We start from the raw sequence: 14380 nt of genomic DNA on the forward strand, positions 1-14380 counted from the left end.
GACTCGATTTGCCGCAACCAGATTCGCCAACGAGACCTACAGTTTCGCCGCGGCGCAACGTGAAGCTGACATCGCGCACCGCGGCCAATGTGCGCAGCTTGCCCCCAAAAAAGCCAGGTTTGCTAAGCACATATTCCTGGCGAATGTCGCGGACCTCGAATACCGGGGTGTCAGTCATGGGGGATCTCCTCGGCTAGCTGACAAGCAGCGGCGTGGTTTTTTGCGACGGACCGCAGCTTTGGACGATCTATACCACAGCGCTCGGCGCGCATTTCACAGCGCGGGTGAAAGGAATACCCCTTGGGCATCCGTCCGGCGGCGGGGGGGGGCGTTCCCCCGATTGCATGCAATTTACCACTGGCGCCGTCGATCCGCGGCATCGACTGGATCAATCCACGAGTGTAGGGGTGCGATGGGGCCTCGAAGAGGGCCGACACTGGCGCACTTTCCACTAACCGCCCAGCATACATAACCATCGCCCGATCCACCGTTTCGGCCACCAATCCGAGGTCATGGGTGATCAGCACCAGCGCCATACCATCTTCGCGCTGCAACTCTGCCAGTAATGTCATGATCTGGCGTTGCACCGTAACATCCAGCGCGGTTGTTGGCTCATCAGCGATCAGAATCTGCGGGTTCAGCGCCAACGCCGTGGCAATCATAACCCTCTGGCACATGCCACCGGAAAACTCATGTGGGTAATTGCCAACCCGCGCCTTAGGTGAGGGAATCTTAACCCGGTCCATTAGCTCGATAGCTTTGCGCTCGGCATCGGCATGACTACATTTACGGCGCAGGCGATAGACCTCGGAGATCTGTGTACCGACGGTCAGACTGGGGTTCAAGGCACTCATCGCGTCCTGAAAAATCATCGCAATCTTTTCGCCGCGCAGTTGTCGGCGATCGCCTTCCGGCATAGTCAGCACGTCTCGTCCGTCAAAAATCTCCTGGCCCGACACATGACCCAGAGGCGTCTTGATTAACCCCATTATGGCTTCCAGACCGACGCTCTTGCCAGAGCCGCTTTCGCCGATGATACCCAGCGTCTCGCCAGGCGAGAGGGTCCAACTGACCCCGCCAACCGCTCGAACAAGCCCGTGGGGAGTGTCAAAAGTCACCCGCAGATCGCGGACGTCGAGCAGCGGGGCCGAAGTCACACCTTGTGCTTCGGATGGTTGAATGGCACGCATTATGTTCTCCTGCTCACTCATCGTCTTCGATTGACTGGTTCTTGTGGCGTGGCGGGGTTAGCCAGCGCCAGCGCTGTACTGGATCGGTGATCGCCCGCGCCCAGGCAGCGACGAGGTTCAACGCCAGAGCGGTCAGGAAGATCGCAGCCCCTGGCATGACCACTAGCCACCAAGCGGAACTGATGTATCCCCGTCCCCGCGCGATCATCAACCCCCAAGAGGATTGCGGCGCCTGCACCCCGAAGCCGTGGAACGAAAGCGACGCTTCCGACAGGATCAACACCGCGATTTCCAGCGTGAAGAGCACGATCAGCGGGGAGACCATGTTGGGCAACAGATGCGTCAGGATGATCCGAGTATCGCTGGCACCAATGGCGCGAGCTGCGGTGATATAGGTGTGCTGCTGGTGGTTCAGCGTCAGCGACCGCGCCATGCGGGCAAAGACCATCCAGTGCAGAAGCGTGAAAATGAGGATCAGGTTACCAAAGCCGGGCCCGATCGCGAACAGGATGAACAGCGCGATCAAGAGCGAGGGCAGCGCCATCATGCCGTCCACCGCGCGCATCAAAAGGTCTTCCAGCAAGCCACGATAGAACCCGGCGAGAACCCCCAGCGTGATGCCGACAACGCCAGAGCAAAATGCACCCAAAAGGCCGATAGACATCGACACGCGGGCGCCATGCATCAGCCGCGAATACAGGTCGCGCCCCAACTCATCAGTGCCCAGCAGGTGAAAGCCGGCGTCTCGCGCTGTGCCAAATGGTGCTATGAACCGCGCGCCCAAGTTAGCCCTGTTAGGATCATATGGTGCGAGGAAATCTGCCCGGCAACGCCGATCAGCAACAGCGCAAGGAATATCGCCGCAATAAAGGCCACCCAGTCGCGTATTAGCGCGCTTAAATAGGCCCGCCCAGTGATCGAAGCGGCACGGTCGCGATCTTCCCCCTGCGGGACCTCGTTTGTTTGAACGGCGCTCATGCTCGTCCCCCTCGATTGTCCATCTGGATACGCGGGTTCAACACCGTATAGGCAAAGTCCACAGCCAGGTTTACGAAGATGACCAGCGCGGCCACCACACAGATACCCGCCTGCACCATCGGCAGGTCGCGATCGGAATTGAGGCGTTTTTGAGCGCATGCACAAAGACCACGCGCCATTCTGGTACGCCCTTGGCACGTGCAGCGGAAATATAGGGTTTTGACAACTCGTCCAGCATAGCGCTGCGTACCACTTGGGAAATCCGTCCTAGAGGCCGCGCGGCCAGTGTCAAAGCTGGCAGAATAAAGTGTTGCCATGTGCCAAAGCCGCCAGTGGGTAGAAGGCCTAAGTGCACGCTGAAAATGATGATCAGGATCAGGCCTAGCCAGAACTGCACCAGCGAGACCGAGCCCAGCGAGATTACATTGACCAGGTTATCTATCCACGACCGCGGATGCATCGCCGCAAGGCAACCCAGCACCACGGCGAGTGAAAAAGCAAATACCAAGGAGGCTTCCCCAGCATAAAGGTCGCGGGCAAGCGGCTCAGTACGATAGGCAGCACTGGTGTGCCCTCTGAACGTAAGGCATCCGATGGCATCATCGAAAAGCCATAGCGGAAACTAACCCCGAAATCGCCGTGCATCAATTCGCTCAAAAAAACCAAGTATTGCTGCCAGATAGGCTCGTTCAGTCCGAGATTTTCGCGCAACTGGTCAAGCGCGGTTTCGCTGGCGCTAGTTCCCAACATAATAAGCGCTGGGTCGCCAATGATACGACCGACGACGAAGACGAAGACGAAGACGAAGACGAAGACGAAGGAGATCAAGAAAAATAGCAGTGTCAATGACTGCATGAAACGTCTGAGCAGGTATGGCATCGGCAAAACCTTGGTTGAAGTCAGTGTGGCGCGGAACGCAAGGGGCGGTCCGCGCAGGACGTGTCTGGCTTATTGTTTTGGCGTCACATTCACCGCGAGGAACCTGTGGTCGACCCCGAAGGTGTAGGTGTACTGGTCGCTGATCAGATATCCCTTGTCGAGTAGTGCCATTGGGATGATCGGGTATTGCTCGTAGAGAAAGCCCACAAGTTCCTTAAGCGCCGCATCGCGTTCGTTACCTGACAAGGTCAACGCGGTAGCCAGTTTGATATCGAACTCTGGGTTGCAATGGACCGAGGATCGCGAGGGATCGTCGATGTTAGGACACGCGTAGTTGCCTAACTCGCCGGAGGCATTCTGCTTCACATGCACCTGCATCATAGCACGGGGAGCTTCTTCGGCATAGCCCTTGATACGGACCCGTGGGTTGAAGACGTCCGGAAGCTGCACGTTGATTTCGGTTTTGATGCCTACCTGATCAAGAAAGAAGCCGATCGCCTCGGTCATCGAGCCAACTCGCGGCGTGCTGCTGCGTCTTACGACTTCCACAACCAGTCCATCGGCGCGGGCCTCTTCCACAAGCCGAAGAGCGAGGTCGGGGTTGTATTCGTATTGCGACAGATCCTCATTAAAGCCCAGCATGTCAGGCGTACCCAGTTGGCCTTGTGGAACAGAGGCGAGACCAATCAGATCCGCGATTCCTTCGTAGTCCAGCGCGTGAAAGATCGCCCTGCGCAGCCGCATGTCCTGTAGTGCGGGATGAGCGTGCATGGATTGATCAAGCCGTCCGTAAAGATAAGCATCCGAAGGGCCTGTGACACAAGTATAGCCGTCATTATTCTCGGCTGCTAAACAGTCCTCAGGCGACGGATTGGTGGCCAGATGCGCCTCGCCAGCGCGAACCATCGCATTGCGGGCCGATCCTTCTGGGTGAAAGATGAAGCGCAAGCTTTCGAACTGGGGCTTAGCTTCTCCATAGGCATTCTCGGCGGCCAGACCCCACCAATCGGGGTTGACGTTGGCAGTCCAATATTGCCCGCGCACCCATTCGTCAAAGAAATACGGTCCAGTACCGATCGGATGGCTGAAATGCTCCGCTGGGCGCTCATCGATCTGTTTGGCCGAGGAGATGCCGGTGAGAGTAAGTCGAAACTCCAGCATCGGGTCCGGTTCGGTCGAAGTCCACGCCGTCAAGCGGACCGGTTGCTTTGGCGCTCATCACGCCGGGACTGGCATATTCTTGAATGGTGAAGGAGCTGTCTGGGTTCCAGACAAAACTGACGGCGGTTGCGACGGCCTCGGCGGTCATGTCGGTTCCATCGTGAAACTTGACGCCTTCACGCAGGGTGACGCGGACAGTCTTATCATCCACACGGCCCCACGAAGCGGCCAGAACCGGAATGTATTCGCCGGTTTTCGAGTCGGTCGCGATTAATGGCTCCAGCACATTGCGCAGGCCGGGCGCGTTGATTTCTTTGTAGGCGCCCTGGGCCGCCAGATCCTGCGGCTCCTGATGAACCGCAATCACGAATTCCCCTGCCGGGGCAGCCAGAGCGGAGCTCGGGGCAAGCGCCACCTGCGCCACAATCAAAGTAAGTACCGATAATTTATGTCCCATGCAAATCTTCCTCCCGAAGTTTCTGGCCAGCGCTGGCCTGATTGATCGGAGACTACAAGAAGATAAATGTTCTTGCAAGGGCTTGCAAAAAATTGCAATGAGTATTGTTAAAAGTACCAGCAAATAACATTGTTAGAGATACAATCTCACAATACATGCAAAGGCTTGCAAGCAGAAGCAACTATGAGCGATGGATTGATTGTCGTAATCTGTGGAGATTCTGGGGCTGGAAAATCGACCACGACCAGCCTATTAGCGAAGAGGGGTTTACCCCCTATTCTCTTTCCGCTTTTCTGCGGGACGAAGCCAAAGCCGCAATTGACACCCCCACTCGCGAGCAGGCGCAGTTGCACGGCAAGAACCAGCAGCTCAAGCACGGCAACCACTATTATGCCAGTGTCCTGATCCAGAACACCGACCTGATGGAGCAGCGCAAGGCCGTCATCGACGGCCTGCGAAACCACGATGAACTCGACCATTTGCGCAAAATCGCGGAAGAAAAGGGCTTGAAGCTGGTTCTTCTCGCTCTCATACTTGACACCGAAAGCCGTTTTCAACGTGTTCAAGGACGGGCTCGAGTCGGGGACCCGTCTGCATTGGATCACTTTCGCAAAGATGACATGCGGTCGAATGGTGCCGACGGAAAACTTCAGAACAATGCAGAGCTTATCGCCTCGACGGATGTGCGAATTAAGAACGACGGCGATCTCGACACGCTGCGTAGCAACCTGCGAGCCGCTTTGGCGCAGGCCGTCGCGATGAACGAAAGACAGGATAGCGAATGACCCTCGCAATAGCAGACACGCTTGAAGCGCGGTGCCGCACCGCCTGTGAAATCGTAAGCGAGGCCGGGGGACTTGCCTCGCGGCCTTTCGCGACAGAGGCAGACTTTCGGTGCAAACTAAAGGCACCCAGGACTGGGTGACTAACGTCGATCTGGAGGTCGAAGCACTAATTCGCAATCGATTGGGCCAGGCCTATCCGGCAGATGTGATCGTAGGTGAGGAAACCGCCCACGATCCTTCCAGCGGCAATACCGCTTGGATTATAGACCCGATCGATGGCACCACCTGTTTCATGCTGGGTCTGCCGCAATGGTGCGTGGTGCTGACCTATACGGTGTATGCAGAGCCGGTAGTCTCTGCCATCGTAACGCTGGTCATGGATGAACTATATCATGCCACCAAAGGCGGCGGCGCCTTTCTGAATGACACTCCGATCCGTGTAACCGATGCCACAACCATCGGTGCTGGGCTAATCTCAGTTGGTGCGAACGAGCATGGTGATCCACACAAATCCGCGGCTTTCATCGGCAAACTCGTGGCCGATGGCGGCATGTATATCCGCGCCGGCGCCTGTGCTTTGGGGCTTTGTTATGTGGCGGCTGGACGGCTTCTAGCGGCTTATGAGCCAAAGGTGTCGCCTTGGGATGATTTGGCTGGCATGCTGTTGGTGCGCGAGGCTGGTGGACAGACCAACGCCTTTGCCCAGACGTTGGCTTCAGCCAACAAACGATCGGTCCTAGCCGCAGCGCCGGGGATATGGAACGCAGTGTCACCTCTTTACTAAGCCGAAACCGTTTGCGCCGACTGTGAAATGCATTATATGGTCGAGGATCATGAAAGAAACTACTGACACAGCCTCAGAACGGAACGCCAATCGCGTCACGGCACAGAATGTCGCCCGCGCGGCGGGCGTTTCGCTGTCAGCGGTTTCGCGCGTGTTCACCCCCGGCGCCAGCGTGTCGGCCAAGATGCGCGTGCGAGTGATGGATGCCGCAGACAAGCTGGGCTATCAGCCCAACGTGCTGGCCCGCAGCCTAATGACCCAGAGGACAAACCTCGTCGGTGTGATCCTCGCCAACTTCAAGAACCCTGTCTATCTGACCGTGCTCGATCATTTCACCCGTGCGTTACAGGCACGCGGATTTCGGACCCTTTTGTTGAACGTCTCAGACGGTCAGGATCTGGAAGAGATGGCTCGGCTTGTCCTGCAATACAGCGTTGACGGGCTTGTCGTCTCGGCGGGCGCAATCTCTCCGCATATCACCGAACAATGTTGCAAGCGGCGCATTCCGCTGGTGGCTTTTGCCCGCCGCCCGCGCCGCGCCAACTTGCATGTGGTCTGTGCTGACAGTGTCGCCGGAGGGAGGTTGGCAGGAGCGCGACTGCTGCAATCGAGACACAAGCGGTTCGGCCTCTTAACCGGCCCGGCCAACGCCTCTACCGCAATCGAACGCGGGAAGGGCTTTTACGCGGCAATTGAGGAAGCAGGGAGTTCGGTCATTTCGATGGCACACTCGCGCGAATACTCCTACAGCGCTGGGGTCGACAGCGCGCGCGAATTGCTCGGTCGACCGGACAGGCCTAACGCGATCTTTTGCGCCAACGATCTGCTCGCCATGGCGTTGATGGATGTGGCCCGGTACGAATTCGGCCTGACCTTGCCGGATGAGTTGTCGGTTATTGGTTTCGATGACGTTGATCTGGCTGCGGCGGCCTCTTACCAATTGTCGACGATCCGCCAGCCTCTGGAGGCCATGGTACAAGAGACGGTGGATATTCTCAGCCATCGGATCAATATTTGGTCAGAGGGATGGGAAACCCGGCAACTTGCTTGTGTGGCTGTCGACCGCACATCCATCGCCCTCGCCCCTTCAGACTAGGCGCCCAAACAACACCTCACACACTCGAAACTTCATCGCGCATGACGCGTAAAGGTGCCCGCACATGGAAACACTCGGATTATTTCTACTCGCCTCGCTGATCGTCGGAGCATCTAAGGGCGGACTGGCCTCGGCCGGTGCGCTGGCAGTGCCTATCCTTTCGATCTGGATGGATCCGCTGATGGCAGCGGGGGCGCTGCTTCCGATCTTTATCATCAGCGACGCAATGGGCGTCTGGCTCTATCGGAAAGAATTTTCGCGGAAGAATGTGCTGCTGCTGATTCCTGCTGGTCTGGGCGGTGTTATTCTGGCGACCTTTCTGGCGCCCTATGTCTCATCGACCTATGCGGAACTGGCGGCCGGACTTATAGGGCTGTTTTATTGTGGACATGCCCTGCACAAGAAGCTGCGCGGTCAGGATCCGGTGGCGCCGTTCGATCCAATCAAAGGTGTTCTCTGGGGCATAATAACCGGGATTACCAGCTTCATTTCCCATACTGGCGCGCCGCCGTTCCAGAGTTTTGTCCAGCCGCAAAAACTGCCAAGTTTGCAATACGCCGGAACTAACACGCTGGTATTTGCGGCTATCAACCTGTTCAAGCTGCCCGCCTACTCTGCTGTCGGCCTGTTTGCCAAGATTCATGTCCCAACTGTGCTGGCGATGGCAGTGGTGGCATCGATGGGCGCAGTTCTAGGCAGGTGGCTGGTGCAATGGTTGCCCCAGCAGGTCTTTACCCTGGTAATTCAACTTTTGTTGTTCGTTGTATCTTCTTACCTTGTCATCAAAGCACTTGGTCATTTAATCGACTAGGGGCTGAAACAATCTTAGCTTTGCAAACCTCGTCGTCGTCGGAATGACAACCGAGCAGACTGCCAAGCAACTCGGCATAGCAAGATCAACAGCTACAGCATGATTGATGAACTATGTGAGAAACGCGATCGTGCACGTGATGCTGTCTCACGTATTAGAAATAATTCGCGGATGATATTATTGTTAACGACACTCAGATCCTTAAGTTCACAAACCATCTTACTTCTCGATTTGACGAAGATAATATCGACTTTCAAAAGGGATATTTGAGAACCCTGATCGGCAGCATCGTAGTTCACAAGAATCGGGCAGAGATTATTGGAAACTCAGCAAGCTTAATGGATGAGATTTTACTGAGCGATGATGATCGTTCGAAAAAGTTCGTGCATATGCACCTAAATGGTGCACCCGTCGCGATTCGAACGCGAGACCTCTGCCTTCGGAGGGCAGCGCTCTATCCAGCTGAGCTACGGGTGCCAAGGTGCGAATATATCGCAGCACGCTTGAGCCTTAGCAAAGCTTGAGCTTTGCTGCAATTGCAGAAATTACATGAAATGTTTTTTTGCGGCGCGTGATCCAGGTTACCGCTCCGTAAAAGTGCACCAACGCCACACTTTCTCACATCGGTTGATGCTACTCTTTGGATATATCAGGCGTAAGCGCCAGCTGAATAAGTCAACTCATAGCTATGGCTATATATCTCGAACACGATGCCAAAAGGATCTTCAACATAAACCATCCGATAAGGCTTTTCGTTTGGGAAGTATTCTCTGACAGGCATTCTTTGTTTGCCACCTGCTTCTACAATTTTAGCCAAAAGGCCTTCGAGGTCTGGATCTTGGATCGCAAAATGGAACGTGCCGTGCTGACGGAATGTCAAATTATCTTCTGGCTTGTGATTACCGTCAAATTCAAACAATTCGAATCCGATCCTATCTGCAGTCGCCAAGTGTGCGATTTTAATGCGACCCCACCCTGCACCGAAAACATCGGTGCACATTCGGCCAATATCACTGTCATCCTCTGTGATTTCTGTTGGCTCCATTATCGTGTAGAAGCCGAGAACTTCGGTATAAAACTTTACAGCGGCCTCTAAGTTTGGGACCGATAGACCAATGTGGGAAAAGGTTCTGGGCATAGGTAACATGTCTTGCTCCTGATTTGTTATCTGGACACAAACATAGACAGCAAGCATCAATACAAAAAATAATGATTTGAATTTATTATGATAACAATTAGTAATAGCTAATGTTAAATGCTCAGTGGCTGCAAACCTTTACAGTTCTAATTGAGACGGGCCATTTTACGCGCGCGGCTGAGCGGCTAGGCATGACACAACCGGGGGTTTCTCAACATCTGCGCAAACTTGAGCACCAAATTGGTCAACCGCTCATCTCACAACAAGGCAAAAGTTTTGTTACAACGCCTGCTGGTGATGCAGTTTATGCTATGGGTATTGCGCGTCGTGCTGAGGAAAAAGAGCTCTTAGAAAATGTTCATAGCGACGATCCCGATGTTGGACATGTAATCGTGGCTTGTTCGGGTAGCTTTGCACTTCTGCTCTATCCAAAACTCTTATCTTTAATGCTTGAGTTTCTTGGCCTCAGCTTTCACCTTGAAGCTACGCCCCAAAGCCATATTCCTTATGGTGTGCTAGATGGCAAATTTGATTTTGGCATCACCGATTCAGAACCTAGTAATGCACGACTTGATGCAAGTTTTCTTGGGCGAGAAGAATTATGCCTTGTTTTACCACCTGATTTTTCAACTGCTGCTGTAAGCTTCTCATCTCTGGATGCATTAGGCTTTGTAGCTCATCCGGACGGCTTTACTTATGCCGAAGAGCTGTTCTCTTTAAATTTCCAAAATGATTTTAAAGGGGTGGAGAATTTACATGTTCGAACGTTCATTAATCAAATCGGACAAATACCTTTGCCTGTAGAAAATGGTCTTGGCTACACGCTGTTACCGAAGAGTGGAATTGATGCATATTCAAATCGGGCGCAGCTTCAATTGGGCAAATTACCCAAAAGCAGACATCACGACCTTTGGCTGGTATCGCGACGCGGCCGTATCCTTCCCAAAAGAATTCAAAAGATCGCAGCGCTTATTGGATCAGTCGCTCAGACCTTAGACAAACAAGGCTAAAGAAACAGCCCTGTTCGTGTAGGTTCTTCGGCTGAACTAAGCTCCGTGATGCACGTGTGGATCTTCTGGTTATGAATCAACCAGCCGTGCGCACGCTCCAAGTCTGGTATGCTGCTTGATTTGCATCACATGGCTCAAGTGACAGAACTTTGATCTGGTTAGTATCGCTACGCCCTGATCTCGTGTCTTCCCCGACAGTGAAACACATTTCTGGTGCTGACGCAGGTGAAATTGTTCCCTCGCCTGTGAACACCACATTTTGTGCCTCGCTACCGTCGCAATCTGCAAGCGTAATCGCGGTGCCAGCTTTATTTGACGGCACAACGGCACAAACATCGAACTTAGTCATATAGAGCGTCTTGTCAGAAAATTTTTCGCTATCCCACGTCTGATCAACACCAAGCGCACCGCCAGGACTATAACATGTGTGTCCTTGCAAACCATCATCCGGATCTGCGTCTGCCTCGCGTCCGCCAGCAATATCAAGGCAGTATCCATTTTGAGTATTGTCTAGCATATCCACTAGATAAATTTCCACATCTTCTGCTTGAGCAGCGTTAGAAACCAGAAGGGTGCCGACAATCAATGCAGCTTTGAAGGGTTTGATCATTAAGTTATTCCTTTAGATGAATTGGATTGGGTTCTTCCTACAGGTGCGCTTTTTTTCAAGAAGTGGAAGTGGTAATCACACTTAGGCGCAGCTTCAGTCAAATTAATCTTTGGTAAGAACAAGGCTCATCTAGAAAGCAGAAGAAATACTGCGAGAAGAGTAAACAAAATAATTTTTGAAATACTAAAAGCCGACTAACCAGCGCTCATTTGTAAAAACATGTGGCGAAATTGTGCTACTCTAATAGCCGTGGCCAGCTCCATTTGGCTAGCCCGGCTTTAATGCGTGTGTGTTTTACGTGCCTTATATTTGACGAACGTAAAGCGTATTTAGAAGTCTATCAGGCGTCGATTTCGAGCGCTGTTTGACAAGCTTCTGCAAGATCACGGTCAGGTTCTTCAGCGCCCAAAGGTGTTGCCCATCCGGCTTGCTCAACAATACCACGTCGTTTGTAGCTGCTTGCTTCTTTAAGCTCAGCAAGGACGCTGAAAGACTTTGGATCGTCTTTAGACATTTGAATGCAGTAAGGTGTTAGTGCGGCAACCATTGCGGCAGTGGATTGCTCATTTGACATTTCTACTGCCGAACTGTTTGTCATCCAGCCACCCCAGTTGAATCCAATGACGGCCAGTGCGATTGCGCCAGCTCCCGCGCCAAGAAGCGCAGGTTTCGTCCATTCAGGAAGTTGCATGTTAGGTCCAATCAGTATGGGAACAGGCGTGCATCATTGCGCGCAGGTATTTTTGCGTAACACGCAATGCGTGAATACCCCGCATAGTTTCTCGAATAGCTTGTGCCTGACCTGTCCGATCGAAAGAATTTAAGAAATGGATTTAAACGCGTAAGGCCCAATTTAGGCAGTGCTTCCACGAGGCCTTAAGCAAAACTACTTTTGGTTCTGCTTTTCAGCATAATCCTTGCGGGCCTGTTCAATCGCACCAAAGTTTGCTTCCGCCCACAGCCACACACCACAGAACGCTTTACTCAGCCCCAAGCCAAGGTCCGTCAACCGGTACTCCACCTTCGGTGGTACAACTGGATAGACCGTGCGGGTCACGAGCCCATCGCGCTCCATTGCGCGTAAAGTTTGCGTCAACATTTTCTGGCTAATCCCAGTACAGGCGCGCGCCAATTCACCAAAGCGGCAACACTCATTTTCGGTCAATATCTCGATCAGCAGCATTGTCCACTTGTCTGCCACGCGCCCGATGGTTTCTTCAACCAATCGCTCTACTGCTGGATCAGATGGTGGAAGATCGCGCAGCTCTTTTCTCAATGAGTTTTCCATGCTTCCCCATACTCTCTTTTTGGTCAGTATAATTCTTTTGGGTGCCTTCTTTTATATCGTTAGCATGGAGGTCATGTTTGAACCAGTCAAACAAAGGAAAAATCAGATGACCTTCATCAATCGCACAATCCTTATCACTGGTGGCAACTCCGGCATAGGACAGGCACTGGCGGAAGCCCTTCAAGCTAAAGGGAACCGCATCATCATCACGGGACGCAAGCAGGATAGTTTGCAGGCCACGCTCAAGCGCAACCCCGCGATGGCTGGCTATACACTCGATGTCACAAACAAAGACGCAGTCGCGATCTTTTGCGCCAAAGTACTGACCGAGCATCCAGACCTTGACACAATTATCCTGAACGCAGGCATTATGGAGGCCGAGGATTATACTGTTGATCCGGTGAGCCTCGACGTCGCCGAACGTACGATCGCCACCAACCTTGTTGCGCCGATCCGTCTTGCGGCAGCGTTGCTACCGCATCTGCAGTCGCGTTCGCAGGCTACTATAATCACGGTTTCCTCTGGTCTTGCATTCGTGCCAAAGGCAGCGAACCCGACCTATTGTGCAACCAAAGCTGCCATTCATTCATGGACACAATCGCTGCGTTATCAATTGCGTGATAGTTCGGTGTCTGTGCATGAGATTGTGCCGCCGCAGGTTGCGACGGACTTGACACCTGGCCAGTCACAAATTGCTGCTGCAATGCCGCTTAAAGACTTCACTGACGAAGTAATGGAAATCCTCTCACGCGGCGAAGTTCCGGACGAAGTTTTGGTGAACCGCGTCAACTTTTTGCGCAACGCCGAGGTCGAGAACCGTTACGCTGAAACTTTTGGCACCATGAACGGGTAAACAACATGCTCAAATAAGGGTTGGAGCTGGCAAGCTCCGGCCTACACTCTGTGGATGATGCACCTTACACGTCTACGATGGCCTTTTGCAGCTTTCAGCACTTACCTGCAACGGACAGATTGGTGTCGCCGAGCAAAGGAAAACTCGCCTGCTTCAAATAATCGGACATTTGATGGGCGGATATTGGTTTAGAAAAGAGATAACCCTGACCAAATGTACACCCAACGGCTGACATGAAATCCAGTTGACCCTGGGTTTCAATCCCTTCGGCAATAATATCCAAGTTTAAGGATTTCCCCAAGCTTACAAGCGCTTGAACAATGGCCGTATTGCCTGCACTTTCCCCAAGTCCTGATACAAAAGACTGATCAATCTTAATGCAATTAACGGGATAGTCTCGCAAATGGCTAAGCGACGCGTATCCAGTACCAAAATCATCAAGCGCAATGATGACACCAGCCTCTGAAAGGCGCTCCAACACGTGCGTTATCTTAGAATCCGCATCGTCTAAAAATATGTTCTCTACGACTTCTATTTTCAAATGATGTGGCTGCAAATTGTTGTGCGCCAATGCTTCTAAAACACGCTCAACATAATCCATCGATTGAATACATAAAGAGGAGGCATTGATGCTTATAAAATCAATATCGAGCCCTTTACTTTTCCATTCTGCAAAATCACGGAGCGCAATATCCAAAATAGTTTCATCGACAGCTAAAGCGCTTTTGGGCTCAAACAGAGCATGCCAAAATTTTGCTGGGCCAACGATTGAACCATCCTTATTTTGAATGCGGGCAAGCGCCTCTACGCCTTTTATTCGCTGCGAGCTTAAATCGAATATTGGCTGATAATGCGGAAGCAATCTTCCCTCATGAATTGCCTCTTTCACCAATTCAAATGCTTGTCGTTTTTCTTCAAAAGCTTCGGTTAAGCTTGGATTATAGGTTTCGCAAACACCGCGGCCAGTCTGTTTTGCATGATATAATGCCAGATCGGCCTGCTGCTGAAATTCTTCGCAGGATTGCGTTTCTTGGTATGTTAGAGAAATGCCGATCGACGCACCAACACTAATCTCATGCCCCTCATAGGGCACGGGTAAATTGATCACTTCAATCAATTCAGAAGCCAAATCTTCAGGTTTCAGCATTTCATTTTGCACACCCATAAGGACTGCAAATTCATCCCCGCCAAGGCGTGCGCAGAATGCATTCTCAGGAATGGTATCTTCAATACGCTTGGCGATTGAACAGAGGATCTTGTCACCCGCCAAATGACCAAAGCTATCATTGATATCTTTGAACCCATCGAGATCGATCAAAAGCATTTTGAAATTGCAGTCG

The 14380-nt window shown here is 52.5% G+C and carries 18 protein-coding genes, 1 tRNA gene and 1 pseudogene; 6 read left to right on the forward strand and 14 right to left on the reverse strand.

What is annotated here, in order from left to right; translation table 11 throughout:
* Positions 1–10: 10 nt before the first annotated feature.
* The 8 genes and pseudogenes from C504_RS19035 to C504_RS19015 all read right to left on the reverse strand — a co-directional run.
* A pseudogene (locus tag C504_RS19035) lies at positions 11–178 on the reverse strand (oligopeptide ABC transporter ATP-binding protein OppF); the annotation flags it as partial.
* Positions 171–1190, reverse strand: a complete 1020-nt coding sequence (locus tag C504_RS0109250; protein ID WP_018689055.1) for an ABC transporter ATP-binding protein — start codon at positions 1188–1190, stop codon at positions 171–173. The pseudogene C504_RS19035 and the gene C504_RS0109250, both read right to left, overlap by 8 nt.
* A gap of 13 nt (positions 1191–1203) precedes the next feature.
* Complete coding sequence (locus C504_RS17525) at positions 1204–1974, reverse strand: ABC transporter permease (protein WP_018689056.1); 771 nt, start codon at positions 1972–1974, stop codon at positions 1204–1206.
* Complete coding sequence (locus tag C504_RS18320; RefSeq protein WP_018689057.1) at positions 1956–2168, reverse strand: hypothetical protein; 213 nt, start codon at positions 2166–2168, stop codon at positions 1956–1958. The genes C504_RS17525 and C504_RS18320 overlap by 19 nt, the downstream gene beginning before the upstream one ends.
* 70 nt (positions 2169–2238) lie before the next feature.
* The gene (locus C504_RS18530; RefSeq protein ID WP_245555161.1) at positions 2239–2628 is read right to left on the reverse strand and encodes an ABC transporter permease; all 390 of its coding nucleotides are present in this window, start codon (positions 2626–2628) and stop codon (positions 2239–2241) included.
* Positions 2607–3047: an ABC transporter permease family protein gene (locus tag C504_RS18835; RefSeq protein WP_169385088.1), complete on the reverse strand. Its 441-nt coding sequence runs from the start codon at positions 3045–3047 to the stop codon at positions 2607–2609. The genes C504_RS18530 and C504_RS18835 overlap by 22 nt, the downstream gene beginning before the upstream one ends.
* Positions 3048–3116: 69 nt before the next feature.
* A complete protein-coding gene (locus C504_RS0109270; protein WP_018689059.1) occupies positions 3117–4208 on the reverse strand; it encodes an ABC transporter substrate-binding protein in 1092 nt (363 codons plus the stop codon).
* Positions 4153–4665, reverse strand: a complete 513-nt coding sequence (locus C504_RS19015; RefSeq protein ID WP_018689060.1) for an ABC transporter substrate-binding protein — start codon at positions 4663–4665, stop codon at positions 4153–4155. Before C504_RS19015 ends, C504_RS0109270 begins: the two co-directional genes overlap by 56 nt.
* Positions 4666–4769: 104 nt before the next feature.
* On the opposite strand from C504_RS19015, the gene C504_RS0109280 reads away from it, so the two are divergent.
* The 4 genes from C504_RS0109280 (at position 4770) to C504_RS17550 (ending at position 8141) form a co-directional block, all read left to right on the forward strand.
* Positions 4770–5450, forward strand: a complete 681-nt coding sequence (locus tag C504_RS0109280) for a nucleoside/nucleotide kinase family protein (RefSeq protein WP_026317351.1) — start codon at positions 4770–4772, stop codon at positions 5448–5450.
* Positions 5451–5559: 109 nt separating this feature from the next.
* Positions 5560–6234, forward strand: a complete 675-nt coding sequence (locus tag C504_RS17540) for an inositol monophosphatase family protein (RefSeq protein ID WP_041951617.1) — start codon at positions 5560–5562, stop codon at positions 6232–6234.
* Between the two features lie 49 nt (positions 6235–6283).
* Positions 6284–7330, forward strand: coding sequence for a LacI family DNA-binding transcriptional regulator (locus tag C504_RS17545; RefSeq protein WP_018689062.1), 1047 nt, complete (start codon positions 6284–6286; stop codon positions 7328–7330).
* A 64-nt stretch (positions 7331–7394) separates the two neighbouring features.
* Positions 7395–8141 (forward strand): sulfite exporter TauE/SafE family protein, encoded by a 747-nt coding sequence (locus C504_RS17550; RefSeq protein WP_018689063.1) that lies wholly within the window; start codon positions 7395–7397, stop codon positions 8139–8141.
* A 400-nt stretch (positions 8142–8541) separates the two neighbouring features.
* Here C504_RS17550 and C504_RS0109300 read toward each other — a convergent pair.
* Positions 8542–8618, reverse strand: a tRNA-Arg gene (locus C504_RS0109300).
* A 172-nt stretch (positions 8619–8790) separates the two neighbouring features.
* Positions 8791–9288: a lactoylglutathione lyase family protein gene (locus C504_RS0109310; protein ID WP_018689065.1), complete on the reverse strand. Its 498-nt coding sequence runs from the start codon at positions 9286–9288 to the stop codon at positions 8791–8793.
* A 101-nt stretch (positions 9289–9389) separates the two neighbouring features.
* Between C504_RS0109310 and C504_RS0109315 the strand changes: the two genes are divergently transcribed.
* The gene (locus C504_RS0109315; protein WP_018689066.1) at positions 9390–10289 is read left to right on the forward strand and encodes a LysR family transcriptional regulator; all 900 of its coding nucleotides are present in this window, start codon (positions 9390–9392) and stop codon (positions 10287–10289) included.
* Positions 10290–10365: 76 nt separating this feature from the next.
* Here C504_RS0109315 and C504_RS0109320 read toward each other — a convergent pair whose 3' ends face one another.
* The 3 genes from C504_RS0109320 to C504_RS0109330 all read right to left on the reverse strand — a co-directional run bounded on the left by C504_RS0109320 (position 10366) and on the right by C504_RS0109330 (position 12187).
* Positions 10366–10899, reverse strand: coding sequence for a ricin-type beta-trefoil lectin domain protein (locus tag C504_RS0109320; RefSeq protein WP_018689067.1), 534 nt, complete (start codon positions 10897–10899; stop codon positions 10366–10368).
* A 340-nt stretch (positions 10900–11239) separates the two neighbouring features.
* Positions 11240–11590, reverse strand: a complete 351-nt coding sequence (locus tag C504_RS0109325; protein WP_018689068.1) for a hypothetical protein — start codon at positions 11588–11590, stop codon at positions 11240–11242.
* A gap of 195 nt (positions 11591–11785) precedes the next feature.
* A complete protein-coding gene (locus C504_RS0109330) occupies positions 11786–12187 on the reverse strand; it encodes a winged helix-turn-helix transcriptional regulator (RefSeq protein WP_018689069.1) in 402 nt (133 codons plus the stop codon).
* A 106-nt stretch (positions 12188–12293) separates the two neighbouring features.
* On the opposite strand from C504_RS0109330, the gene C504_RS0109335 reads away from it, so the two are divergent.
* Complete coding sequence (locus tag C504_RS0109335) at positions 12294–13040, forward strand: SDR family oxidoreductase (RefSeq protein ID WP_026317352.1); 747 nt, start codon at positions 12294–12296, stop codon at positions 13038–13040.
* 94 nt (positions 13041–13134) lie between these two features.
* Here C504_RS0109335 and C504_RS0109340 read toward each other — a convergent pair.
* A partial coding sequence (locus C504_RS0109340; protein ID WP_018689071.1) for a putative bifunctional diguanylate cyclase/phosphodiesterase occupies positions 13135–14380 on the reverse strand: 1246 nt, incomplete at its 5' end.

The organism is Ahrensia kielensis DSM 5890 (assembly GCF_000374465.1).
GTDB classification, from domain to species: Bacteria; Pseudomonadota; Alphaproteobacteria; order Rhizobiales; family Rhizobiaceae; genus Ahrensia; species Ahrensia kielensis.